The organism is Vibrio cyclitrophicus (genome assembly GCF_024347435.1).
In the GTDB taxonomy this organism is placed as follows: Bacteria; Pseudomonadota; Gammaproteobacteria; order Enterobacterales; family Vibrionaceae; genus Vibrio; species Vibrio cyclitrophicus.
The window spans coordinates 2,887,519-2,914,433 of record NZ_AP025480.1 but is presented as its reverse complement, the minus strand read 5'-3'; the positions used below and the strand labels follow the sequence as shown (position 1 = coordinate 2,914,433).

Below are 26,915 nucleotides of genomic sequence, written 5' to 3'. Positions count from 1 at the left end.
ATTTGTTTGTTGGTTTTGTGTTGGCGGGTTAGTTTATCGATTGGCTTATGTATAGGTTAAAACTTTGTAGTAAATCTTTTTGTTGGAACGATTCACCAGCAAAATCGAATGTGCGGCGAAATTAATTAATCAATTGATTAAATAATGAGTAATTAATCTTCTACAGTTGTGCTTGTTTATCTCTATAATTAATCAAACGATTAATTATAGAGCAGGTCAAAGCAATGACAGTACGTAAAGCCGGGCGACCTCAGCAGAACCTTGATGTGCGGCAACTACTCATTGAACACGCTCGGGATCTGTTCGTTGTTCAATCCTACGATAAAGTATCGACACGCCTAATTGCAGAGCGTGCTGGAGTAAACATTGCCATGATCCGTTATTACTTCGGTAATAAAGCGGGGTTGTTCGAGGCGATGCTGCGGGAAACGCTTCGTCCGATGCAGCTACAAATGCAGAAGTTAGTTGAAGAAAGCAGTCATGAGAACTTTCTCGATTTAATGCGGACTTACTACAAAGAGATGGTTAAAGTGCCCAAGTTTCCTCGGTTGATTGCCCAGGTAATGAATATGCCGCCATCGGAAGTGCAAAGAGAGTTGCTCGAAAAGGTCTTCCTCGATGTTGCCAAACCGGCGCAAGACGTCATTTTTGAAAAGCTTGTTGAACAGGGAATATTGAAACAAAACATGGATCCAAAACTGTGTCGTGTTTCGTATATAAGCTTGATGGTTTTCCCCTTTATTGCACCACCTCCTTTACTAGCGATTCATGGTATTGAGCTTAATGAAGAGTTTCTAAATCGTTTAATCGAACACAACATCCAATTGATGAGCGAAGGCTTTATTAATGTAGAGAGCACTTCGACCTTGCAGGAACCAAGATAATGAAAATAAGTAAAAAACTCCTCTTTTTTCCAGCGTTGGCAGTTGGTGTTATTGGTCTGGTGGTTGCGATTAATTTGAAGCCGGATCTTCCAACTAAACCTGCGGGTGACCGAGCTCGTTTAGTGGAAACTCTAAGCTTAGAACAGCAACTGATAGCGCCATTAGCGGTTGGCTTTGGCAAAGTGGTGCCAAAAGTCGAATGGAAAGCGATTGCTGAGGTGACAGGACAGATTGTGTATCGACATCCGGATCTTGATAAAGGCCAAGTGATCCCTGCTGGGACGGTTGTACTCAAGGTCGATCCTTTGGATTACGAGCTGAAGCTGATACAAGCGGAAGCGGATCTTAAATCAAGCCAAACTTCGCTAGCAAAATTGAATCAAGAAGAAGACAACCTGAATCAGACTCTAAAGATCGAAAAGAATCGCTTAGTGATCAGCAATAAAGAGCTGCAACGTAAACAAGATCTACGTAAGAAAGGGCTGACATCTCAATCGGATGTCGACCTCCAACAACAAAGCGCGTTGTCTCAACAGAAGTTAGTGTTAGATATTGCTAACCAAATTACCTTGATGCCTGATGAAAAACGCGTCGCGGAGGCCGTGATTAAGGTGAACGTGTCTAAGGTGAAAGAGGCACAACGCTCTTTGGATAAGACGACCATCACTTTGCCAAGAGCGATGCGAATTGCTCAAGTCGATATAGAACAAAACCAAGTAGTTAATCTTCAGCAAGAAATGTTTGTTGCTCATGGGATTAATATTATGGAAGTTGAGGCACAACTTTCTATTCACGACATGCAAACTTTAGCTTCAAGTTTTACTCAATTCCCTCGCGATGCTGCTGGAATTCCAACCCCTGACCAAGCACCGATCAACGCGAGTGTTCAACTGAATAGTGGCAGTTTGAATCTGAGCTGGCCTGCAAAGGTAGCGAGAATTAGTGAAACCGTTGATGAAAACCAAGCGACGGCGGGGATTATTCTCGAGATCGCTCAAGACTATTCACAACTGCAGCCAAGCAATGCGACCCCTTTGGTCAACGGTATGTTTGTAAAAGCTGAGATTGAAGGTGTAGCAAATCTAAGTTGGGTGTTGCCTGAACGAGCGCTACATGGTGACAAAATTTATCTAATGGACGATAACTCTCGTCTGAAAATGGTGAATGTTGAAGTGCTTTATCGTAGAGACAACCAAGTGGTTGTGAACGGGGAGCTTCAAACGGGCGACAAACTGGTTCTCAATGACTTATTACCAGCCATTGAAGGCATGTTACTCAAAGAATCGGGCTCAAAAGAAGTGGCACTTGAACCTGATACTCAGGAGAGTGCGTCATGATCAAGTTTTTCTCTAGGCACCCAACAGCAGCGAACCTGTTGATGCTTGGGTTGTTGATTATGGGCTTAACCTCATTATCAACCATTAAGCGTGAGACTTTCCCTGCCTACGACCCACCTTACATCATGGCGGCCATTGTTTATCCCGGAGCTTCCCCACAAGAAGTGGAAGAGAGCTTATGTGTACGAATGGAAGATGCTGTTGATGGCCTAGCCAACATTGAAGAAACTCAGTGTGAGGCGATTGAAGGCAGCGCGCGTTTAATTCTGAAGCTCAATGAGAAAGCAGACATCGGTCGAATGCTGGTGGACGTGCAAACTCAGATCAATTCGATCAATGATTTTCCGAGCGAGATTGAATCTCCGGTTGTTCAAGAGCTGGATTGGAATGAACCGGTTGTTGATATCGCGATTACAGCAGAAACGTCATGGCCGGAACTTAAGGCCTATGCGGAAGACTTAAAACGTACCATGAAGCTCGATTACGACGTTTCATTGGTCGAAGTCAGTGGATTCTCGGATCACCAATATCGTGTGGAACTGGATACCCAAGCCATTCGTCAGTTAGGTTTGAGTGTCGGTGATATTGCGGACCAAATCGGTCGTCAGAATGTAAAGCTACCGAGCGGCAATGTTGAAACGCCAGACAAAAACTTCCTGATTCGTTTTGATGAGAGACGCATCACTCCGGTTGAATTAGAGAGTATCGTGGTGGGTTCTGCGCCGAATGGTTCAGTGATCCGTTTGAGGGATATTGCCAAGATCACCGATCGCTTTGAACTGGATGAACAGAAGGTTCTGTTTGATGGTAAGCCTTCTGCGCTATTGAAGATCAGTAAAAACAAAGAAGATGATGCGCTACGAATCAAAGAGAACGTTACTCGATTCGTGGAAGATCAAAGCACGATTGCACCCGATGGCGTGACGCTACAAATGACCAATGATCTATCATCGGTACTTTGGGATCGTCTAACCATGATGGTACGCAACGGCTGGCAAGGTATTGTGCTGGTGTTTGCTACTATGTGGTTGTTCTTCAGTTTGCGATATTCATTCTGGGTTGCGGCAGGTTTGCCCGTAGCCTTCCTTGGTGGCTTGTTCTTAATGGCGAACCTTGGCCTATCGATCAACATCATGTCACTGGTCGGCTTATTAATGGCGATTGGTATTATGATGGATGACGCCATCGTGATTGCCGAATCGATAGCCTCCCATTTAGATAGGGGGCAAAACGTTGATGATGCGGTGTACAACGGTGTTAAGAAAGTGCTCCCCGGGGTGTTATCTTCTTTTTTAACCACGGTGTGTATTTTCGGTAGCTTACTATTCCTTGATGGGGAAATGGGCGCGGTGCTTAAAGCGGTGCCTCAGGTACTTATCTTGGTGTTGTCTCTGAGTTTAATCGAAGCGTTTCTTATTTTACCCAATCACTTATCTCATTCATTACACAAAGAAAAAAATGATAAGCCAGCGCTGCGCTTCAAAGTGGTGTTGCTTGAAAAATTTGAGAACTTCCGCAATACAACTTTGATGAACATGGTCGAGAAGGTCGTGACGTTCCGCTATGCATTTATGGGCGGAGTACTGACACTGTTGTTGCTTTCTATTGCCTTGATTGCGGGTGGTGCTGTTAAGTTCCAACCTTTTCCCGAGTTGGATGGAGACATTGCTGAAGCGCGTATCATTCTTCCGCCGGGGGCGTCATTGTCTCAAACCGAGAGAGTCGTCGATAAAATAGTCGCGTCTGCTGAGCGTTTGAACGTGCGGTGGAGTGAAGAGGTCGAAGAGGGCAATGAGTTGGTGGAACACATCACGAGCCAATTTAATGCTAATGCTGATGCCAGCGAATCTGGACCGCATCTCGCGACTGTCCGTTTAGATCTGCGTGGTGCAGAAAGTCGAAACACGGTGATCGATGATTTCATTGATGCATGGCGAGAAGATATCGGTGACTTGGCAGATCCTATCTCGTTAGTTTTTAAACAACCCACCATGGGGCCTGGCGGTCGTGCTATTGAGATCCGCGCTAAACATGATGATCTTGCAGCGTTGAAATCGGCTTCTTTGGATATTCAGGAATACCTCAATCAGTTTGATGGCGTGCATGGTGTTCTAGATGACATGCGCATGGGTAAAGAGGAGATCTTAGTGAAGCTGCGCCCAGGAGCCGAAACCTACAATGTGAATGGGCAGATGATTGCTTCTCAGTTGCGTGCTGCATTCTTCGGGCAAACGGCGGATGAGATTCAAATCGGTGTTGAGAATATCTCGATAGAGGTGCGTCTTGATAAGGAACAAGCGGGCGACATACAGCAGCTGGCTAACTTCCCGATCATTACCGCCGACGGCAGTCAGATCCCGTTAGCAACGTTGGCGACATTAGATTTCCAACGTAACTACGTGCGAATTCAGCGTATTGATGGACTGAGAACTATCAGCATCTTTGGTGATATTGATAATAAGAAGGCGAGCTCGTCGGCGATTTTGGCTCAGTTCCAAAAAGAAGAAGCAGCCAAGCTCATTCAAAAATACCCAGGCTTGCGCTTTGATTTTGAAGGTGAAGCCAAAGATGCCGCTAAGACAGGAGCATCAATGGGTAAAGGGTTCTTACTCGGCTTATTCGGTGTGTTTGCGATTCTTAGCTATCAGTTCCGAAGCTACTTAGAGCCTGTGGTCGTGATGTTAGCCATTCCACTCGCCTTTATTGGCGTGGTTGTTGGTCACTGGATACTTGGGCACGCTTTGAGTATGCCAAGCATGATGGGCTTTGTGTCGCTGGCCGGAATCGTGGTCAATGATTCTATTTTGTTAGTGCAATACATTCGCCATCACGTCGATGAAGGCGATAGCGTACATGACTCAGTGGTGAAAGCGAGTCGCGAGCGTTTCCGAGCAGTATTTTTGACTTCAATGACCACAGCAGCAGGTTTGCTACCACTGCTAACAGAAACCAGCTTGCAGGCTCAGGTTATCCAACCGCTGGTGATATCAATTGTGTTTGGTATTTTTGCTTCGACCTTGCTAGTGCTGTTTATGATTCCGGCGGCTTACGCGATACTGGCGGACTTTGGTTTAGTGAAAAAGCACGAGCCACTCGAATTATAGACGTTGTATTGACTCCTTTATAAAGGAGCGAAATCGATTTAAAACAAAGCGACCTAGTGTCGCTTTTTTATTGGTTGAGTCTTTGTCTATCTGAGTTAACTTGCTGGGTGCGATTCTTCGTGTACATCCTTGGCCTTTCGGATGGGACAGTGGCAACACAGTCTCTAGAACAAATTTCATTTTACTTCATTCAAAACGTCACTTAACTGTCATTTGTGAGGCATAACTTGAGCCTTAACTGAATAAGGATTGTTAAGGAGATCGTATGCGTACTATCGAACCTATTGTCCGCTGGGATGTGGCATTTTCTGTTTTCTGTTTGAAGAGTCGTTATAGCGGGCAACATGCAACGCTGAGTAAAGCGATATCTCATACTGGAGATGGACACCTTTACATTTTGATTGCTCTGGTCGCGCTGTTGGTGGATAGCAATGCTGGCCGAGATTTTCTCTTGGTGGGCTTAACTGCCTTTGCAATCGAGTTACCTATTTACTGGTTTGCCAAAAATACCCTCAAGCGTCGCAGACCAGCTGAGTTCTCTTCACTGCTTTACTCCCATATCGTTCCATCTGACAAATACAGCCTTCCATCTGGACATTCGGCTGCTGCTTTTGTTATGGCGACCTTAATCGGACATTTCTATCCAAGCTTGTATCTCTTTAGTTTGATTTGGGCTGCAGCGATTGCGGGATCGCGAATCTTGCTTGGTGTGCACTTTTTAACGGATGTGCTAATTGGCGCTGTCTTGGGGATAGCTTGTACTAGCCTAGCCATCAGCTTCATTTTGTAATCACTTTTGTCAGTCGTTGCCGAGCTTAAGCTCAAACCTAAAGGAACACCCATGAAAATATTATATGGCGTACAAGGTACAGGGAATGGTCATATCGCTCGTGCAAGAGCAATGGCGGTGGCTTTTCGCCAACAAAATATCGATGTCGACTTCCTATTCTCAGGACGAGATGAGAGCAAGTACTTCTCAATGGAAGAGTTTGGGAACTATCAAACCCGCGATGGCTTAACTTTTTTCAGTGAGCAAGGGCAGGTTAAGTACGGTAAAACATTCATCAAGAATAATATCTGGCGATTTATGCGTGAAATTAACCAGATCGATTTGATGCCTTATGACTTAGTGCTTAATGACTTTGAACCTGTGACTGCATGGGCGGCTAAGAGACAGGGTGTACCATGTATTGGCATAAGCCACCAAAATGCGTTCCGCTACGATGTGCCTAAAGAAGGAGGAAACTGGATTGAACACTCAGTGATTCAGTACTTCGCGCCAACAGAGCACTCTATTGGTCTTCATTGGTATCACTTTGAGCAACCCATATTACCTCCTATAGTTCACACGCTGACTCACCATGAACAAACGACAGCGCCACAAAATTTCACTTTGGTTTATTTACCGTTTGAAGATCTTGAGGCGATTTCGGAGTTGTTGATGAAGTTCATTTCTCATCATTTTATCTGTTATCACCCCAATGTTATTGAGCACAGTCGAGTCGAAAATATTGAGTTCAAACCACTCAGTCATGCAGGCTTCCAATTTGACCTGAATCAGTGCTCTGGTGTGGTCGCTAACGGTGGCTTCGAATTGCCATCAGAAGCCTTAACTTTGGGTAAAAAGTTGCTTCTCAAACCGCTTGATGGGCAGTTCGAACAACAGAGCAATGTCGCCACGCTAGAAGCCCTGGGGTTGGCACAAACGATGAGCTTTTTAGATGCGGCTATTTTACGTAGCTGGCTCAATGAAAAACAGGCAGAAATAGTGACCTATCCCGACGTGGCAAGTGCACTCGTTGAGTGGGTTTTAGCGGGGAATTGGTCTGACCAAGATGCCTTAAGTAAACAGCTTTGGGATAAGGTGGATTTTCCTAGTTATGCATCGTTAACCTGATTCATAAGTGGAGTTTTTGAATTAACTAGCTAAACAATTCATGAGTTCAATAAATTGTAACAAATGTAACTGAACGATAGAACAGCTAAATAAGTCGAAATGAAACTCATAAATGTCTTATTTTATGTTTTTTTATAACTCCATAAATGCATGATTTTAAAGTGTTATTTAATCATTAAGGTAAAATTAAATTATTCTTTATCAATCTTGTTGGTAGCTCGAGATGTATTGGTTAATAGTAATGGCAATCCGAAAAGTATCGGTCTGGTAAATATAAGAATTAGTGGTTATCTATTGCCATACCATTACCAATTTAACGCTGTCGAAGCGACTAGAGGCAACTTGAATGTTAGAGAAAAAAGACGCAATGAGTGCAATTGCAAGCTACAGAATGGAAAGCACACTTCGTGGAGTCGACTTAAATCTTTTGACTGTATTTGATGCAGTTATGCAAGAGCAAAACATTACACGTGCAGCTCACAACCTGGGCATGTCTCAGCCTGCTGTAAGTAACGCTGTTGCTCGTCTAAAAGTGATGTTTAACGACGAACTATTCATGCGTCAAGGTCGTGGTATTCAACCAACTCAACGTGCTCGTCAACTGTTTGGCCCAATCCGCCAAGCACTGCAGTTAGTACGCAACGAACTACCAAGTTCTGTGTTCTCGCCAGAGTCGTCTTCTCGCCTGTTCAAACTTGCGATTTGTAGCCCTTGTGATATGCGTTTTGCTCCTAAGATTATGTCGACAATCAACGACCAAGCACCTAGCGTTAAGCTGCATATGGATGCAGAGTTCGATCGTCAGCTTTCTGAGCGTATGCGTTACCAAGAAATCGACTTCGTGATTGATTACGCTCGTTTTGATGAGCAAGGTTTCTCAAGCACTGAAATCTTCCAAGATGAATTGGTTGTGGTTGCTTCTGCTTCTCACCCTCGAATTAATGGTGAAGTTTCAGCAAGTGAGTTGTTGAATGAAAAGCACGCAAAATTGTCTCGCATTCACGGTCAACGTAGCTTCTCTGAGCAAGCTTACCGTGACCTAGATTGCACGCCTTTCTACGAAGGTACGAGCTTGAGCAACGTTCTTTACGTTGTTGGTCAATCTGAATTAGTGACGATTGCACCTCGTTGGATGGTAGAACATGCAGCAAATAAAGAGCAGCTTCAGATTCTAGATTTCCCATTCGATAATGCGGCAATTTCAGGCTTCCTAAGCTGGCACGAATCAAGTGAAAAGGATAAAGGACACATTTGGTTACGAGATCAGTTAATGATGATCTGTGGCGAAGTAGTGGCACTTAACTAGACACTAATCCCTATGATTTATAAGCCCTGAGCTGGGAGTCTGGCTTAGGGCTTTTTTGTACCTGCTATTTTTGTTGATAGAAAACTTAGCGTGAGACGTACTATTACTTATAACTTTGAGCTTCGTCAGTTGCCTTTTCTATGATCGGAGGTACACTTGTGCGCTCAAAAAAGCTTACAGGTGTAAGCCAAAGGTAAAGAGATGGCCAATTTAGATTTTCATATCGTAAAAAGACTTCGTGACCAAATTGCCCAAGGCGGCAACCGTACAGCTTTGAAGCACAAAGTCGACAATGTATGGCAAGGTATTAGCTGGGAGCAGTTTGGACAGCAGATCGATACGCTTTCATTAGCACTATTGGCTCAAGGATTGAGAGTTCAAGATAAGATCGGTATCTTTTCCAACAATATGCCTCAGTGGACTGTGGCAGATTTCGCATCTTTGCAGGCTCGTCTTGTCACTGTGCCGATTTATCCAACTAATACTGCTGCGCAGTCTTCTTACATTATCCAAAATGCGGATGTGAAGATCTTATTCGTTGGTGAGCAAGCTCAATTCGATGCTGCAGTTAGCCTCTTTGAAGAGTGCGAACAGCTGGAAGTTGTTGTGGCGATGTCTAATGATATCAACATTCAAGAACACAGCTTTGCCGTATCGTGGCAAGATTTCATGGCACGTGGTGTTGAAGCTCAACAAGTTGAACTTGACGTTCGTTTGGCTGATGCAAGCATGGATGACTTACTGACCCTTATTTATACCTCTGGCACGACAGGCCAACCAAAAGGTGTGATGCTTGATTACACCAATATTGGCTATCAATTAAAAGGTCACGATGAACGTCTCAGCTTGACTAAAGATGACGTATCACTGTGTTTCTTACCTTTGTCACATGTGTTTGAGCGCGCTTGGACTTTCTATGCCCTCTATAAAGGTGCAACCAACTGTTACCTACAAGACACGATGCAAGTGCGTGATGCTCTAAGCGATGTGAAACCGACAGTAATGTGTGCAGTTCCACGTTTCTACGAGAAGATTTTCTCAGCGATTCACGAGAAGGTATCAAAAGCACCGTTTATCCGTAAGGTGCTGTTTACTTGGGCGGTGAACATGGGAGCAAAGCTTTCTGTTTGTCACCAAGAGGGTCGTACTCCATCGTTTATGCTGAAGAAGAGTCATGCTTTAGCCGATAAACTTGTGCTATCTAAATTGAGAGCTCTGCTGGGCGGTAATATCAACTTCATGCCATGTGGTGGCGCGAAGCTTGATGAAACCATTGGTCGCTTCTTCCATGCTATCGGAATCAACGTAAAACTTGGCTACGGCATGACAGAAACCACAGCGACAGTATCGTGCTGGGATGACCGTTGTTTCAATCCTGACTCTATTGGTATGTCGATGCCAGGCGCAGAAGTAAAAATTGGTGCGAAGGATGAGATCCTAGTTCGTGGTCCAATGGTGATGCGTGGTTATTATAAGATGCCAGAAGAGACCGCTAACACGTTTGACGAGCATGGCTTCCTGAAAACCGGCGATGCGGGTCATTTTGATGAAAATGGTAACCTGTTCATTACTGATCGTATCAAAGAATTGATGAAGACCTCTGGCGGTAAGTACATTGCCCCACAAGTGGTTGAAGGCGCGATTGGTAAAGATCATTTTATCGAACAGATAGCCGTTATCGCTGATACACGCAAATTCGTTTCAGCTCTGATTGTTCCTTGTTATGACTCTCTAGAAGAGTATGCCAAAGAGCTTAATATCAAATATCATGACCGCGTTGAGCTTGTTAAGCATCATCAAATTATCGAGATGCTAGAGAAACGTGTGAATAACCTACAGCAAGAACTGGCTAAGTTTGAGCAAGTAAAGAAATTCAAACTGCTGCCAAAAGCATTTTCTATGGATGATGGTGAACTGACACCGACTCAGAAATTGCGTCGTAAAGTTATCAACGATAAGTATCAAGACGAAATCGAAGAAATGTACAATGAAAAGCCTAAAGATAAGTAGTTTTCTGCTTAAATAAATTTTCAGTTGTTCAAAAATCCCCCTACGAATGTGATTGCATTTTTAGGGGGATTTTTTGTGTCTAGCGATCCAACACAATGTGCGAAAGCGCACACTGATTAAGCTGTTATTTATAGATAAATAGCGATTCATTTAAATATTAAGTGCTTTTTTTGTTGGTCAATCTAGTTGTTATAGCTATTTAATGGGCTTAGTTTAGGTTTTATTTAATGCTTTGAGCTGATAGTTGGTTTTTTACCACGATTGTCAGATAACAGGTGTTAGACCAGATGATAATAAAGCGTTAAAGTTGTTTCGTATTACTGTTTGTTGTTATCACTACAGACAGCCATAGCCGAAAAAGTGGAAGTATTTCGAATTAGGCTACGAATAAGCCCTAGACTATGAAAAATCAGCCCAACATGTTCACCAAATATGATTGGAAACTGATGAGGAGAGCAATATGACAACAAAACCTGAAACAGCAATGTTATCCGGCGCTGAGATGGTGGTGCAGTCTCTAATTGAAGAGGGTGTAGAACAAATCTTTGGTTACCCAGGTGGTTCTGTACTTGATATCTATGATGCACTGCATGCTAAAACTGCTGAAATTAAACACGTATTAGTAAGACACGAACAAGCCGCGACCCATATGGCCGATGGCTATACTCGTTCTACCGGTAAACCTGGTGTAGTACTGGTATGTTCTGGTCCAGGCGCAACCAATACCGTTACTGGTATCGCAACAGCCTACATGGACTCAATCCCAATGATTGTTATTTCTGGTAACGTACCAAATAACCTTATTGGTAACGACGCCTTTCAAGAGTGTGACATCGTGGGCGTATCCCGTCCGATCGTTAAGCACAGCTTCCTCGTGAAGAAAGCGGAAGATATCCCTGAAGTCGTTAAAAAAGCATTCTATATTTCAACGACAGGACGTCCTGGTCCTGTGGTTATTGATCTGCCTAAAGACATTTTAAACCCACAAATCAAGCTTCCTTATGAATACCCAGAAACGCTGAAGATGCGTTCGTATAACCCAACGGTTACGGGTCATAAAGGCCAAATCAAGAAAGCATTAAAAGCACTCCTTGAAGCGAAGAAGCCAGTACTTTATGTCGGTGGTGGTGCGGTTATTTCTGAGGCTGATAAGCCACTGTTAACATTAGCAGAGGCATTGAATTTACCCGTGGTTAGCACCCTAATGGGGCTTGGCGCTTTTCCGGGCACCCATAAAAACTCTTTGGGTATGTTGGGCATGCACGGTTTGTATGAAGCCAACATGGCAATGCACAACGCAGATTTGATCTTTGGTATTGGCGTGCGTTTCGATGATCGAACGACCAATAACCTGGATAAGTACTGCCCTGATGCGAAGATCATGCACATTGATATCGATCCATCTTCTATCTCTAAGAACGTGAAAGTGGACCTACCGATTGTAGGCTCAGCGGAGAAAGTTCTAGAGAGCATGGTCAACCTGCTTGTTGAACAAGGTGGAAGTAACGATGCGCAAGCGATGGAAAGCTGGTGGAGTGAAATTAAACAGTGGCAAGAACGCGACTGTTTAGCTTATGAAAAATCATCTGAGAGAATTAAGCCACAACAAGTTATTGAAACACTGCATAAAGTAACCAATGGCGATGCTTATGTTGCTTCTGATGTAGGCCAACACCAAATGTTTGCTGCTTTGTATTACCCGTTTAACAAGCCACGCCGTTGGATTAACTCCGGTGGTCTAGGCACGATGGGTTTTGGTCTACCTGCAGGTATGGGCGTTAAGTTTGCTAAACCAGATGAAGAGGTGGTTGTAGTAACTGGTGACGGCAGTATTCAAATGAATATCCAAGAGCTGTCGACTGCACTGCAATACAATATTCCAGTTAAGATTATTAACCTTAACAACCGTTTCTTAGGCATGGTAAAACAGTGGCAAGACATTGTTTATCAAGGTCGTTACTCTAATTCATATATGGACTCTGTTCCTGATTTCGCTGCAATTGCCGAGGCTTATGGCCATGTTGGTATGCGTATTTCATCTCCGGATGAACTGGAATCAGGTTTGGAAAAAGCACTAGCGATGAAAGACCGTTTGGTATTTGTCGATATCAGTGTGGATGACACCGAGCACGTATACCCAATGCAGATCAAAGGCGAGGGTATGGACAACATGTGGCTAAGTAAAACGGAGAGAACATAATATGAGACACATTATTTCACTATTAATGGAAAACCAACCTGGTGCACTTTCTCGAGTGGTTGGTCTGTTTTCTCAGCGTGGCTATAACATTGAGTCTTTGAATGTATCTCCGACCGATGATCCAACACTTTCTCGTTTGAACGTCACCACTAATTCAAGCGAAATGCAGCTTGAGCAGATCCAGAAACAGCTACATAAGCTTATCGATGTACTGAAAGTACAAGAAGTCTCTGAACTTGAGCACATTGAACGTGAATTATTGATGGTAAAAGTACGTGCGAGTGGTTTTGCTCGTGCTGAAGTTAAACGTACCGCAGATATTTTCCGTGGACAGATTGTGGATGTAACCGCGTCTCAGTACACGGTTCAAATGGCTGGTACTAGCGAGAAACTTGATGCCTTCATTCAGGCATTGTCTGAAGTAACAGAAGTGCTTGAAGTCGCTAGAAGCGGTGTTGTTGGTATTGCTCGCGGTGAGCGAGCGTTGAAAGCCTAAACAATAAATCTTTTAAAAACAGCTTTTAAGCCGCTTTTTTAGGCGGCTTTTATTTTGTTAATTTTATAGAGTGCTATAATCCTCCGCTCTATTTTTCCTCCTGAGCTAGTAATGAGAAATAAAAAATCAATAATTACATTACTAATTATCTCAATCACACTCTGTTCTGCCGTTGCCCTTTATTACTTACAGCGCTACAAAGAAGTTAAACAGCAGAGCTTCGACTACTCAGCGAAACAAGCTGTCCATCAACTCGTTTATGCCAAGCGAGATTACGCTCTGCTTAAGACTCAATTAGTTTCAGTAATGGGGCTGCTCAGCCAAAGCCAAAGCCTTGTCAATTTTGCAGAATCTCCGTCGGAACGAACCAAAGATCTACTCGAAGAGGTCTGGCAATCTGTTCTCGTCAATCAGAAATGGTATACCCAGATTCACTTATTGGATATCACTGGTAAAGAGCTAGTTCGAGTGAATTACTCGTCAGACACTGGAAAGGTGACAATCCCAGAAGAGTTACAAAACAAGTCTGATTCAAGCTATTTCCAACATGCTCAAAATTTAGAGGCCGAACAAATTGGCGGCTGGGGAATTGAGCTTGAAACGGAGCACGGTGAGCTAACTTTCCCTTATATGCCAGTAATCCGCGTATTTACGCCTGTGGAAACACCAGAGAAGCGAGTTGGCTATCTTGTTATCAACCTCGATGTATGGGGATTATCGTCACGTCTTAGTTTTTCACCAGACAATGACTTAAGAGCCGAAGTCATTAATGAGGCGGGCTACTACATCGCAAGCAGCAATAGTAATAAGCTATTTGGTGATGCTATTTCTGAAAGGAAAGGGCACAACCTGAAAAATATTGCCCCGAAAACGTGGCAAGCAATCAGTAGCGATCAGATAGGGTACGTTTTCGAAGATGGTAATTTGTTTGCGTTTAACACCGTTATGCTCGCCAATAATCAAAAAATCCATCTACTGATCCATCTTGATCAGAAGCAATTGATAGATAGGGCTGAACAAAGCCTAAGTGACCTCTCTCAAGAAGAGGTGTTTGTGTTACTGACGGTACTGGTTTTTGCGTTCCCGTTTGCTTATTTAGTGACTCATTATCGACGTCGTAGTTTAGAGAGTAAGTTGGCGCGCGCCGCTTTGAATGGTATGTCCGCTGTGATGATCTCAGATAGGCACCACCGTACTATGATGATCAATAACGAATTTGAGAACATGACTGGGTACAGCAAAACTCAAGTTATCGGAAAGAATGCATTGCAGCTATTGCTTGAGAATACCGACCAAGTGCTCTCAAGTTCTGATATCTGGAGTCATTTAGAGCAAGAAGAAGTCTGGGAAGGTGAAGTAGAGTGTAAGAACAAACTGCGTATTCCTTTCACCGCGATCATGAGAGTCCAAGCGGTTAAAAATAGCTCTGGAAAGGTCAGCTATTATATTACTTCCTTAGTCGATATTTCTGTCAGAAAAGAGCTTGAAGTGCGTTTGCGTGTACTCAGTGAGAGAGACTCTTTGAGTAACCTTTGGAACCGACGTAAGTTCGAAGAACAGCTCGCGTATTATTCTCGTTTGGTCGAGCGTTACCCTAATGAAGCGACCACTTGTTTAGCCTTAGTCGATATCGATAACTTTAAGCGAATTAACGACGAGCTTGGCCATGATGAAGGTGACCGTGTGATTGCTTGTGTTGCTAAGATTCTGCAAGACAGTCTTCGTAGTACTGACTTTGTTGCTAGGGTCGGTGGTGAAGAGTTTGCCCTTCTGATGCCACACACTTCATTATCTGAAGCTCAACGTGTATTGGATCGCTTGCGAATAGAGATAGAACTGTCTGTTGGTACTAAAGTGACAGTGAGCGTTGGCTTTACGGATTTAACGAGTAACAGCACTCGTTCATATAAATGCGCTGATGTCGGGCTTTATGACTCAAAATCGTCTGGGCGTAATACTGTTTCAATGTGTCCAAGTCATGCTGATGTGGCGTAGTTATCTTATTGGTTCAGTAGACCAAACAAGTAGATAATCGCCTACTCTCGATCTGTCTAACGCCTTAACGCCGCTCTTAAACCCTACATGAGATCCACGCTTTGATCCCAACTTTAACTCGACTTTTTCTCGTCATAACCAGCACTTTGGTAGGTGCTATTTCTATGAATCTCACTTTTGAGCGATCTGTGTCACGAAATCCTTACAGTTAGACTAAAGTCTAATGTTGGTGATAATTTGAGCTAAACTGAACGATAAGTAAACTACCTTGCTTCGAATTGGACCGTATAGAGCGGAACAGTAAATTAAAGTGTTTACCAGATGTAAAGGACGACACCGTTAACGTAATTCAACTGGTTATCTAGCCTTATCAATTAATTGATTGGCAGCAGTAGAATTAGGTTAGCAGGAGCAAGAGTTTGGGGATCATACTGTCTGGTTAAAAGAGGCGTGGTATGTTTGTCGATTTTTTAGTGAGATTAACTATAGGTGCATTGGCCATTCTTGGTTTTCAACTCAGTGCGTTGTATTTTTTACCTATGGTTGTGCTGCTCAATACTCATCATAAAGAGTTTTTTGGGTGGTAGTTCAGTTGTAATGCTGGAAACAAAAAACGGAGCTATTAGGCTCCGTTTTTATATGATCAAAGCTTATTTTTGTATTATGCGGCTTCGATAATCTCTTCAATACGTTTCATTGAGCCTAGTAAATGCTGATCGAGTAGTTCTGTCGCTTGTTCAATATTTTTAGCCAATACTAACTTCATGATCATTTCGTGTTCATCAATATTGAACAGATCATCAGCGACAGTTTCTGCTGACATAGCTAGAAAACGGTAGCGCTTTACTTGGTTAATCAGGTCGTCAAAGAACTTAAACATGTTCTCTGAGTCTGCACCTTCGAGCAATGCTGCATGAAATCGTTGGTGGCGTTCTTCCCACTCAACACAATCAAACTCTTCTGATACATGTTGGACGCGTGACAGTTTATGGTAAGACGTCAGTACTTCTAGTTCCCAGCTTTCATCGCCTGCAGAAATCGCTTTCTTAAGTAAAACAGAAGAGACAACACGAAGGCTTTCGTAAAGATCATTGAGTTCTTTCTTTGAAACAGGAGAAACCCAACAGCCTTTTTGTGGCTCTAGTTTGACGTATTTACTCCAAGACAATTGCACTAGGGCTTCACGAATTGGAGATGCACCAACGTTGTATCTATTTTTTAGATCAGCAACAACGAGCTTTTGACCTGGGGTTAATTCACCGTTGAGAATATCTTGGCGAATCATCTTTGATACTTTGTCAGTGAGAGTAGGACTAGACATTACAAACCTCATGTATATTTGATTTCTAGTCTGCTAATCCATCTCTTGGAAAGAGCCATTGGATATTAACAGTACGTAGTTCTATCTTGTTTGATAATATAGCGTACTGAAAAGTTAGGCAAGATTTGTTTCATAAAAAAAGAGGGCCGAAGCCCTCTTTTATATTTTTATGCGAATCGGTTCATTCTTATAGAACGTGAACAGATGCCGTGTTTGTAGTACCAGAAGCTACTAGAGCGCCAGAAACCATTACTACGATATCGCCTTTGTTACCTAGGCCAGATTGTAGAGCGATTTCTTTACCGTTGATGTAGAACGTGTCTGTGTTCTCGATAGAGTCAACAAGAACTGGTTTAACACCTTTAGTAAGAACTAGCTGTGCAGCTGTCTTTTCGTTAGTTGTTAGAGCAAGGATGTTTGCTGTTGGGAAGTACTTACGTACTGAACGTGCAGACTTACCGCCTTCAGTTGCAACAACGATTAGAGGAGCAGCTAGCTTCTCTGCTGTGTCTACAGCGCCTTTACATACTGCTTCAGTGATGCGTAGACGTGGGCTGTCTAGACGAGAACCTAGCTCAGCTTTAAGAGCTGAATCAGTGCGGTTCGCGATTTGAGCCATGATAGTAACAGCTTCAACTGGGTACTTACCTTTAGCAGTTTCACCAGAAAGCATTACAGCATCAGTGCCATCCATGATTGCGTTCGCAACGTCACCCGCTTCTGCACGAGTTGGACGTGGGTTGCTGATCATAGAGTCAAGCATTTGAGTTGCTGTGATAACCATCTTACGTGCACGGTTACACTTCTCAATCATCATTTTCTGAGCGAAGATTACTTCTTCTGCTGGGATTTCAACACCTAGGTCACCACGTGCAACCATGATGCCATCAGAAGCTTCAAGGATTGAATCGAAGTTATCTACACCTTCTTGGTTTTCAATCTTAGAAATGATGTGGATGTTTTCGCCACCGTTAGCGTTTAGAAGCTCACGGATTTCTTTAACGTCGTCTTCTTTACGGATGAAAGAAGCAGCTACGAAATCAACGCCTTGCTCACAACCAAACTTAAGGTCAGCTTTGTCTTTCTCAGAAAGAGCTGGAAGTTGAACAGATACGCCAGGAAGGTTAACACCTTTGTTTTCGCCTAGAGCACCGTTGTTAAGAACTTTACACTTAACTTCAGTTTCTGTTGTTGCGATAACTTCCATTTCGATTAGGCCGTCATCAACAAGGATTGTGTTACCTGCGGTTAGGTCTTTAGCGAAACCTAGGTAAGTTACTGCTACTACGTCTTTGTTACCAACAACTGTTGCGTCAGTTGTGAAAGTGAACTCTTGACCAGCTACTAGATCTACGTCGTTACCATCTTCAAGCTTGATAGTACGGATTTCAGGACCTTTAGTATCTAGAAGGATAGCAAGTTGCTCACCTTTGTTTTCCATTACTGTACGGAAGTTCGCGATACGAGTGCCGTGCTCTGCGAAGTCACCGTGAGAGAAGTTAAGACGCATAACGTTCATGCCAGCATCTACTAGTTCAGTTAGCTTCTCTACAGATTCAGTTTTAGGGCCAATCGTACATACGATTTTGGTCTTTTTCATGGAAGGTACTCTCCGGTAAGTATTGTTACAATTTGAAATTTATTTAAGTTCTGAAGATTGGCCCGCTACATCAACATTTTGTGCCTGTTGTGTAAAAGCGTGGGACTTCCAATATGTCCTTCAGAGTTGTAAGTCTTTCATCAATTTTAGTCATTTTATGACTAAAAGATTTTGATTCAACGTCGTGTTTCTGTGACTTACACCAACATATCAGGTGAAAGTTGCAGAAAAATAACGGTCAGTTCTGTAATTTTTTTTCTTTTCGGGTGCGGATTCTACCACCTAATGACTTCAATATCACTGCTTAACAATTGTCTTAGGACAAGGTTTCATCGCTATTTATTAATTTTTTGGATCAAAATAAATGGACTAAATAGTTTCGTTGTAACTATAATGTGTTTCATATCGAAACTTATTGGCCTTTTTTAAATGTCGAAACGAAACACCCAGCTCAGAAGACATGCAATTTCTAACCTAGTGAATGAAAAGGGGGAGGTTAGTGTTGATGAATTATCCGCTAAGTTTGAAACCTCAGAAGTCACTATTAGAAAGGACTTAGCGTCTTTAGAGAAAAACGGTCAGCTTTTACGCCGTTATGGTGGTGCGATTTCATTGCCGAAAGAGGTTGTGAACGAAGAACTGGGTCAAAAAGTTTCGACTCGAAAGATTTCACTAGCAAAAGCCGCTGCAGATTTGATTCGTGACCATAATCGTATTGTGATTGATAGTGGTAGTACGACAGGTGCCTTAATCCAGCAACTTAATACTAAGCGTGGTTTGGTTGTTATGACCAACTCGTTGCATGTGGCTAATGCGCTTAATGAGCTTGAAAGTGAACCGACATTATTAATGACGGGTGGTACTTGGGATACCCATTCGGATTCTTTCCAAGGCAAGGTCGCAGAGTCGGTACTTCGTGCTTACGATTTTGACCAATTGTTCATCGGTGCTGATGGTATCGACCTTGATAGGGGAACGACTACTTTCAATGAATTGATTGGTCTGAGCAAAGTTATGGCTGAAGTGTCACGAGAAGTCATCGTGATGGTTGAGTCTGAAAAAGTGGGACGAAAGATCCCTAATTTGGAACTAGCGTGGGAACACATCGATATTTTGATAACAGATACAGACTTGGGTAAAGAATCCCAAGCAAGTATTGAATCACATGACGTTCGAGTGATCCTAACGGATCCAACCTAAACTTAATTTAAATTATTGTGCATTTAACTTCCTATAATTGATCTATTGAAGATATGGCCTTTGCTTGCTGCCAGTAGGAATAAACGAAATTGATGGAGTAAAACTATGTGTGGAATTGTTGGTGCAGTAGCACAACGTGATGTAGCTGAAATCTTAGTAGAAGGCCTTCGCCGCTTAGAATACCGAGGTTATGATTCAGCAGGTGTTGCTGTGGTTGATAGTGAATCGAACCTAACTCGTGTACGCCGCCTAGGTAAAGTGCAAGAGCTAGCAGACGCAGTAGACGAGCAACATGTGATTGGCGGTACTGGTATTGCTCATACTCGTTGGGCGACACACGGTGAGCCATCTGAAGCGAACGCACACCCACACATGTCTGGCGATATTGCCGTTGTACACAATGGCATTATCGAAAACCACGAAGCACTGCGCGTTCTATTGCAAGAGCGTGGTTACGTGTTTACTTCACAAACGGATACTGAAGTTATTGCTCACCTAGTTGAGTGGGAATTGCGCACATCAGACTCTTTGGTTGAAGCACTGCAAAAAACAGCAAAACAATTAGACGGTGCATACGGCACGGTAGCTGTTGATCGTAAAGATCCTAGCCGTATTGTTGTGGCTCGTTCTGGTAGCCCGATTGTTATCGGTTTCGGTGTTGGTGAGAACTTCCTAGCATCTGATCAATTGGCACTACTAAGTGTAACTCGTCGCTTCATGTACCTTGAAGAAGGTGATGTTGCTGAGGTAACTCGTCGTGATGTTACGGTATTTGATGTAGCGGGTGAGCGTGTTGAACGTGACATCGTTGAGTCAAATGTAGAACACGATGCGGGTGATAAAGGTCAATACCGTCACTTCATGCAGAAAGAGATCTTTGAACAGCCAACAGCGTTAATCAACACGATGGAAGGTCGCATCTCTGAAACGTCTGTTATCACTAATGCAATTGGTGTTAAGGCAGAAGAGATCCTAAGCAAGGTTGAACACGTGCAGATCATCGCATGTGGTACGTCTTACAACTCAGGTATGGCGGCTCGCTACTGGTTTGAATCTCTAGCTGGCGTGAGTTGTGACGTAGAGATCGCTTCTGAGTTCCGTTACCGTGACTTCGTTGTTCGCCCGAACAGCCTATTGGTGACTCTGTCTCAATCTGGTGAAACGGCGGATACGCTTGCTGCACTTCGTCTTGCAAAAGAAAAAGGTTACATGTCAGCAATGACTATTTGTAACGTTGCAGGTTCTTCGTTAGTTCGTGAATCTGATTTTGCCTTCATGACTCGCGCAGGAACAGAGATCGGTGTTGCTTCTACTAAAGCTTTCACAACTCAACTAGCTGCAATGCTGATGATGGTAACGTCAATTGGTCGCCTGCAAGGTCGCATCAATGAAGAGAAAGAAGCAGAGATCGTTCAAGCACTGCATCAACTGCCTGCTGATATCGAGAAAGCATTAGCGTTTGATAAAGAGATCGAAGCGCTAGCACCTGATTTTGCAGATAAGCACCACACACTGTTCTTGGGTCGTGGTGAGTTCTACCCAATCGCGATGGAAGCGTCTCTTAAGCTGAAAGAGATCTCTTACATTCACGCAGAAGCCTACGCGGCTGGTGAGCTTAAGCACGGTCCTTTGGCTCTTATCGATGCAGATATGCCTGTTGTGGTTATTGCACCAAGCAACGACTTGCTAGAGAAGCTGAAATCAAACGTTGAAGAAGTACGTGCTCGTGGCGGTCTACTTTACGTATTCGCAGATGAAGATGCAGGCTTTGAAAGCGATGAGAACATGAAGATCATCAAGATGCCTCACGTAAGTGAAGTAACAGCACCTATCTACTACACAGTACCAATGCAGCTGTTGTCTTACCACGTAGCGCTAATCAAGGGTACCGATGTTGACCAACCTCGTAACCTTGCGAAAGCAGTAACGGTTGAGTAATCGTTAGCCCATCTAAGAAAATTAGATAATAAGAAGCCCATCCTGTGATGGGCTTTTTTTGTGTCTGTTAATTAACGATCAGTGTTAGAGCTAGCGGTAGCGTCATTAAGCGCTAAGTGCTTGCTCTAGGTCAGCCAAGATATCGTCAATATGCTCAATGCCTACTGAGAGGCGAATCATCTCTGGTGATACACCAGCTTGCTTTTGTTCCGCTTCGCTTAATTGACGGTGTGTTGTAGAGGCAGGGTGACAAGCGAGAGATTTTGCATCGCCGATGTTCACCAAGCGCTTGAAGATTTGTAGAGCATCATAGAAACGAACACCTGCTTCATAACCATCTTTCAAGCCAAAAGATAAAATGGCAGACGGCTTACCTTGCATGTATTTCTCAGCCAGCGGATAGAACTCAGACGTTGGTAAACCCGCGTAGCTCACCCAACTCACTTTCTCATGTTGCTGAAGGTACTCAGCTACTTTCAGTGCATTCTCTGTGTGTCGCTCCATGCGTAGCGATAAAGTTTCTAGACCTTGCATTAGCATGAAGGCATTCATTGGCGACAGCGCAGTACCCGTATTACGCAGTGGAACCGTTCGAGCACGACCAATAAACGCGGCTTCGCCAAAAGCCTCGGTATAAACCACACCGTGGTAAGAAGGTTCTGGCTGATTAAACACGGGGAAGCGATCTTTGTGTTCTGCCCATGGGAATTTACCTGAATCGACAATAGCACCACCCAACGTTGTTCCGTGACCACCAACGTATTTGGTGAGTGAGTGAACCACGATATCGGCACCAAAGTCGATAGGTTTGCATAGCACTGGTGTCGCCACCGTATTATCAACAATCACAGGTACACCTTGTGCGTGAGCAAGCTCTGCCACACGTTCTAAGTCGATGATATTGCCTGCTGGGTTACCGATACTCTCACAGTAAACCGCTTTGGTTTTTTCATCGATCAGCGCGGCTAAGCTCTCAGGCTTGTCGTCTTTTGCAAAGCGAACTTCAATCCCTTGGTTTGGTAACATATGAGCAAATAGGGTGTAAGTACCGCCGTAAAGCTGAGGAGTTGAAACGATGTTGTCGCCGATTTGGGCCAACGTTTGAATCGCGTAGTTGATCGCAGCGCTGCCAGCACTCACCACTAATCCGGCAATACCACCTTCTAAGGCTGCCATGCGCTTTTCCAACACATCATTGGTTGGGTTCATAATACGAGTGTAGATATTACCTGGTACTGCAAGGTTAAACAGGTCGGCACCATGTTGTGCATCATCGAATTCATAAGCAACGGTTTGGTAAATAGGAGTAGCAACCGATTTGGTTGTTGGATCGGTTTCGTAGCCGAAGTGAATCGAGAGCGTTTCGTCTTTCATGAGTCTTCCCTGAACTATTGAATGATTTGTGTACTCTCATATTGCCGATTTTTTTATAAAAGAAAAGTAAGCTCAGTCACAGAGAGGCAATTGGAATTGTGTTCGGGACGATTCGCTATTTGTAGGAAATATAGCTATTGAGTTGTACTGCTTCAGAAAAGCAAAAAGCCAGAGCAGTATAAACTGTTCTGGCTTTTCTAATTTGGTGGCCCCTCCCAGATTTGAACTGGGGACCGAACGATTATGAGTCGTGCGCTCTAACCACTGAGCTAAGGGGCCGTAGGGCATAGATTATAGGGGAAGCGCTCAATGGTGTCTAGACACTATAGGGGCCAATTCCGCTTACATCTTAGCCACTTAAATCATGTAGGCACAAAAAAGGTGAGCCAACGCTCACCTTTTCTATTTTAAGCTTAAAAGCTAATCACATTAAAGCGTGTGATTACTCGTCTAGGAAGCTGCGCAGAGTTTCTGAACGGCTTGGGTGACGAAGTTTACGTAGTGCTTTTGCTTCGATTTGACGGATACGCTCACGAGTTACGTCGAACTGCTTACCCACTTCTTCAAGAGTGTGGTCTGTGTTCATGTCGATACCGAAACGCATACGTAGTACTTTAGCTTCACGAGGAGTTAGGCCCGCAAGAACGTCTTTAGTTGCACCGCGTAGGCTGGTTGCCGTTGCTGAGTCTAAAGGAAGCTCAAGAGTTGTATCCTCGATGAAATCACCTAGGTGCGAATCTTCGTCGTCACCGATTGGTGTCTCCATTGAGATAGGCTCTTTAGCGATTTTCAGTACTTTGCGGATCTTGTCTTCAGGCATTTGCATGCGTTCAGCCAATTCTTCCGGAAGTGGTTCACGACCCATCTCTTGTAGCATTTGACGAGAGATACGGTTTAGTTTGTTGATCGTTTCGATCATGTGAACCGGAATACGGATAGTACGAGCTTGGTCGGCAATCGAACGAGTGATTGCTTGACGGATCCACCACGTAGCGTAAGTAGAGAACTTGTAACCACGACGGTATTCAAACTTATCTACGGCTTTCATCAGACCGATGTTACCTTCTTGGATTAGATCCAGGAATTGTAGACCACGGTTTGTGTACTTCTTAGCAATCGAGATTACTAGACGTAAGTTCGCCTCAACCATCTCTTTCTTCGCACGACGAGCTTTCGCTTCACCGATAGACATACGACGGCTGATGTCTTTAATGCTTTGAACAGTAAGAGAGGTTTCGCGTTCGATCATATCCAGTTTTTGGATAGAACGACGAATGTCGTGCTCGTTACGTTTAATTTTTTCTGCGTATGGCTTATCTGAAGCAAGAACTTCATCCAACCATGCTTCGCTAGATTCGTTGCCAGTAAATAAGGCAATGAATGATTTCTTCGGCATTTTGCCGTACTCAACCGTTTGACGCATGATTAGGCGTTCTTGAGTACGTACACGATCCATTGAAGTGCGAAGTTCATTTACTAGGTAGTCAAACTGTTTTGGTGTCAGACGGAATTCTTTGAATACGTCTTGCATCATTGTTGTTGCAATCGTTGCTTTCGGGCTTTCGTGGCCGTATTCATTGATTGCTAGCTGACGGTTTTGGTAGCTAGTACGAAGCGCTGTAAACTTCTCAAGAGCAAGCTCAGGATCAATACCTGTATCTTCTTCTTCCTCTTCCTCGTCGTCTTCAGCTTCTTCTTTGTCTTCGTCTTCCAGATCAGTTTCAGCAAGTTCTGAACCGATGTGTGTTGCCGTTGGCGCAGCTGTGCCATCGTCGTCTGGGTCAACAAAGCCATTGATTAGGTCTGTTAAGCGAATCTCTTCTGCTTGTACGCGGTCAAACTGTTCCAAGATATATGGAATGGTGCCTGGGTACTCAGCAACGGATAGTTGAACGGTATTAATACCGTCTTCAATACGCTTAGCAATGTCGATCTCGCCTTCACGAGTCAGTAGCTCAACTGTGCCCATTTCACGCATGTACATACGAACAGGGTCAGTAGTACGGCCAATCTCGCTCTCTACGCTTGAAAGCGCAGCAGCAGCAGCTTCAGCTGCATCTTCATCTATATTGGCATCGTCATCATTAAGAGCTAGATCATCAGCATCAGGTGCAGTTTCTACTACCTTGATACCCATGTCGTTAATCATTTGAATGATGTCTTCTACCTGTTCAGAATCCACGATTTCTGCAGGTAGGTGGTCGTTTACTTCGGCGTAGGTCAGATAGCCTTGTTCCTTGCCTTTAATAACAAGTAATTTTAGCTGTGACTGCGGATTTTGATCCATAGATGATATCCAACTTCAGGTCTGGTGAAGGACGTTGCATTCTCAAATGCAAACCAATTATGTTAACAAATTTATTAAATGCTGACTAATCAAACAGGGTTACGCTTTTAGATCTAGCATTAAAGCTAGTAGCTCCCTTTTTTCTTCGGCTGATAAACCGACACTTCTTGCTTTGGCCTGCAGGTTTTCAATTTGTTTTTCAACGCACTGGGCAAGGATATTGTCCAATGAATCTAAAAATATGTCTTCTTGATTGTCTTCGTCGAGGGGGATTTCCCAGCTCGCGAGACGAGACAGAAGTGCCTCATGTTTATTATGTCGCCAATGCTCTAATAATTGGCCTGTGTTGATATGGGGATGCGCGTGGCATTTATCAAGTACTTCAACGAATAAACTTAGTCCAGGCAACTGTAAGCCTTTGACGCTTGATAAGTCCGGTACCATATCAGCATAGCTCGGATTTTGGATAAGCAAAGCGATAACTTCACGCATTGGAGTGCGCTTGAGCTCTTTATGCGGTTGAGGTGTCGGGTTTTTTGTATGAACGCGAGCACGTCTCAATTGGTTATCAAATCCAGTACGCTCATCGAGTAATTTTTCGAGCAGTTCTTGGAAGTAACTGTCAGGGATTTTATTAATCAGGGCACTGGCGTGTGCACGCAGGGCCGATTTTCCTTCGGTTGTTCCTAAGTTTAGCTTATGCAGTTCGATGAGGTTATCAAACAAGTAAGTCGAGAGCGGGGTCGCATTTTGTACCAGTTGTTCAAAAGCGTCTTTACCGTGTTCTCTTATATAGCTGTCAGGGTCTTCGCCATCAGGCAAAAATAGGAACTTCAGCGTATTACCTGTTTTTAGAAACTCTAATGCGTTTTCTAATGCGCGCCACGCCGCTTCTTTACCTGCTCTGTCGCCATCATAACAACAAACCACGGTACTGGTTTGTCGGAATAACATTTGAACGTGGTCACCTGTAGTTGAGGTGCCCAGTGAGGCTACTGAATAATCGACACCATATTGCGCGAGAGCGACGACATCCATGTAACCTTCTACAACAAGTATCTGAGGCGGTTCACGGTAGGCTTGCATCACTTCATAAAGGCCGTAAAGCTCTTTACCTTTATGGAAGATAGGCGTTTCTGGTGAGTTTAGATATTTCGGCGTGCCGTCTTCTAAAACACGACCACCAAATCCAATCACTCGGCCACGACGGTCACGAATCGGGAACATTACGCGTCCACGGAATCGATCGTATCGGTTGCCTTTATCGTTTTCTATTAACATGCCGCCAGTAACCAGCATGTCTTGGGCTTCTTTTTGTTGCCCGAAGTTTTTACGAACAAGGTCCCACTCGTCGGCAACGTAACCAATACCAAATTTCTGGACGATTTCACCAGACAGTCCACGATTTTTTAGGTAATCAATCGCAGGTTTGTTAGCTGAGATCTTCAGTTGAGAGCGGTAAAAATTACTGATTCCGCCCATCAAATCGTAGAGGTTACGTTTTTGTTCGCTGTTGGCTCTTGGTGTTGTTGATATTTCACCGCTGCGCTGTTCTCTTGGGACATCTAACCCGAGAAAGGAAGCAAGCTCTTCAATCGCTTCCACGAAATCGAGGCGTTCGAACTCCATCATGAAGTCGATGGCATTGCCATGTACGCCACAGCCAAAGCAGTGATAAAACTGTTTTTCTTGGCTTACGCTGAAAGAGGGGGTTTTCTCATTGTGAAATGGACAACAAGCACCATAGTTTTTGCCTTTTTTCTTAAGTTTCACGCGTGCGTCGACAATATCGACAATGTCGAGACGTGCTAGGAGATCATCGATGAAACTGCGCGGGATGTGTCCTGCCATAAAACCTTAGAAAAATGCACTAACTGAGAGTGTGGATAATAATAGTTTGAATGGGTTACAGATACAAACAAGCCGTGCGTTCCGAAGGATTGCACGGCTTGTTGCAATTTGATTT

The 26,915-nt window shown here is 43.7% G+C and carries 17 protein-coding genes and 1 tRNA gene; 12 read left to right on the top strand and 6 right to left on the bottom strand.

All coding sequences use genetic code 11. The features are described 5' to 3' along the window. Positions 1-224: 224 nt before the first annotated feature. The 10 genes from OCW38_RS12785 to OCW38_RS12740 all read left to right on the top strand — a co-directional run bounded on the left by OCW38_RS12785 (position 225) and on the right by OCW38_RS12740 (position 15,229). On the top strand, positions 225-884 hold the full coding sequence (locus OCW38_RS12785; RefSeq protein ID WP_010434492.1) for a TetR/AcrR family transcriptional regulator: 660 nt from the start codon (positions 225-227) through the stop codon (positions 882-884). Further along, entirely contained in the window at positions 884-2,221 is a 1,338-nt protein-coding gene (locus OCW38_RS12780) for an efflux RND transporter periplasmic adaptor subunit (RefSeq protein ID WP_261894302.1), read from the top strand. Before OCW38_RS12785 ends, OCW38_RS12780 begins: the two co-directional genes overlap by 1 nt. Then, on the top strand, positions 2,218-5,325 hold the full coding sequence (locus OCW38_RS12775) for an efflux RND transporter permease subunit (RefSeq protein ID WP_261894300.1): 3,108 nt from the start codon (positions 2,218-2,220) through the stop codon (positions 5,323-5,325). The genes OCW38_RS12780 and OCW38_RS12775 overlap by 4 nt, the downstream gene beginning before the upstream one ends. 265 nt (positions 5,326-5,590) lie before the next feature. Beyond that, positions 5,591-6,115, top strand: a complete 525-nt coding sequence (locus tag OCW38_RS12770; RefSeq protein ID WP_010434498.1) for a phosphatase PAP2 family protein — start codon at positions 5,591-5,593, stop codon at positions 6,113-6,115. Positions 6,116-6,166: 51 nt separating this feature from the next. After that, the gene (locus OCW38_RS12765; RefSeq protein WP_016767771.1) at positions 6,167-7,222 is read left to right on the top strand and encodes an MJ1255/VC2487 family glycosyltransferase; all 1,056 of its coding nucleotides are present in this window, start codon (positions 6,167-6,169) and stop codon (positions 7,220-7,222) included. Positions 7,223-7,568: 346 nt separating this feature from the next. Then, positions 7,569-8,528, top strand: a complete 960-nt coding sequence (leuO, locus tag OCW38_RS12760) for a transcriptional regulator LeuO (RefSeq protein ID WP_261894298.1) — start codon at positions 7,569-7,571, stop codon at positions 8,526-8,528. Positions 8,529-8,729: 201 nt separating this feature from the next. Beyond that, on the top strand, positions 8,730-10,538 hold the full coding sequence (locus tag OCW38_RS12755) for an AMP-dependent synthetase/ligase (RefSeq protein WP_010434506.1): 1,809 nt from the start codon (positions 8,730-8,732) through the stop codon (positions 10,536-10,538). 460 nt (positions 10,539-10,998) lie between these two features. Beyond that, positions 10,999-12,738: an acetolactate synthase 3 large subunit gene (locus OCW38_RS12750; protein WP_010434509.1), complete on the top strand. Its 1,740-nt coding sequence runs from the start codon at positions 10,999-11,001 to the stop codon at positions 12,736-12,738. A gap of 1 nt (position 12,739) precedes the next feature. Beyond that, positions 12,740-13,234: an acetolactate synthase small subunit gene (gene ilvN / locus OCW38_RS12745; RefSeq protein WP_008219984.1), complete on the top strand. Its 495-nt coding sequence runs from the start codon at positions 12,740-12,742 to the stop codon at positions 13,232-13,234. A gap of 111 nt (positions 13,235-13,345) precedes the next feature. Next, positions 13,346-15,229 carry a sensor domain-containing diguanylate cyclase gene (locus OCW38_RS12740; RefSeq protein WP_261894296.1) on the top strand — a complete coding sequence of 628 codons (1,884 nt, stop codon included), beginning with the start codon at positions 13,346-13,348 and terminating at the stop codon, positions 15,227-15,229. Between the two features lie 661 nt (positions 15,230-15,890). On the opposite strand, the gene OCW38_RS12735 is transcribed toward OCW38_RS12740, so the two are convergent. Both OCW38_RS12735 and pykF read right to left on the bottom strand, forming a co-directional pair. After that, complete coding sequence (locus OCW38_RS12735) at positions 15,891-16,514, bottom strand: GntR family transcriptional regulator (RefSeq protein ID WP_010434520.1); 624 nt, start codon at positions 16,512-16,514, stop codon at positions 15,891-15,893. Between the two features lie 223 nt (positions 16,515-16,737). Beyond that, positions 16,738-18,150, bottom strand: a complete 1,413-nt coding sequence (gene pykF, locus OCW38_RS12730) for a pyruvate kinase PykF (protein ID WP_010434521.1) — start codon at positions 18,148-18,150, stop codon at positions 16,738-16,740. A gap of 429 nt (positions 18,151-18,579) precedes the next feature. Between pykF and OCW38_RS12725 the strand changes: the two genes are divergently transcribed. Continuing rightward, positions 18,580-19,350: a DeoR/GlpR family DNA-binding transcription regulator gene (locus tag OCW38_RS12725; RefSeq protein ID WP_010434523.1), complete on the top strand. Its 771-nt coding sequence runs from the start codon at positions 18,580-18,582 to the stop codon at positions 19,348-19,350. Between the two features lie 105 nt (positions 19,351-19,455). Then, entirely contained in the window at positions 19,456-21,288 is a 1,833-nt protein-coding gene (gene glmS, locus OCW38_RS12720; RefSeq protein WP_261894293.1) for a glutamine--fructose-6-phosphate transaminase (isomerizing), read from the top strand. Positions 21,289-21,393: 105 nt separating this feature from the next. Here glmS and OCW38_RS12715 read toward each other — a convergent pair whose 3' ends face one another. The 4 genes from OCW38_RS12715 to dnaG form a co-directional block, all read right to left on the bottom strand. Then, positions 21,394-22,662 (bottom strand): O-acetylhomoserine aminocarboxypropyltransferase/cysteine synthase family protein, encoded by a 1,269-nt coding sequence (locus OCW38_RS12715; RefSeq protein ID WP_261894291.1) that lies wholly within the window; start codon positions 22,660-22,662, stop codon positions 21,394-21,396. A 203-nt stretch (positions 22,663-22,865) separates the two neighbouring features. Next, positions 22,866-22,941, bottom strand: a tRNA-Ile gene (locus tag OCW38_RS12710). 163 nt (positions 22,942-23,104) lie between these two features. Next, positions 23,105-24,949: an RNA polymerase sigma factor RpoD gene (rpoD, locus tag OCW38_RS12705; RefSeq protein ID WP_010434608.1), complete on the bottom strand. Its 1,845-nt coding sequence runs from the start codon at positions 24,947-24,949 to the stop codon at positions 23,105-23,107. Between the two features lie 99 nt (positions 24,950-25,048). Next, entirely contained in the window at positions 25,049-26,800 is a 1,752-nt protein-coding gene (gene dnaG / locus OCW38_RS12700) for a DNA primase (RefSeq protein ID WP_010434609.1), read from the bottom strand. Positions 26,801-26,915 lie beyond the last annotated feature (115 nt).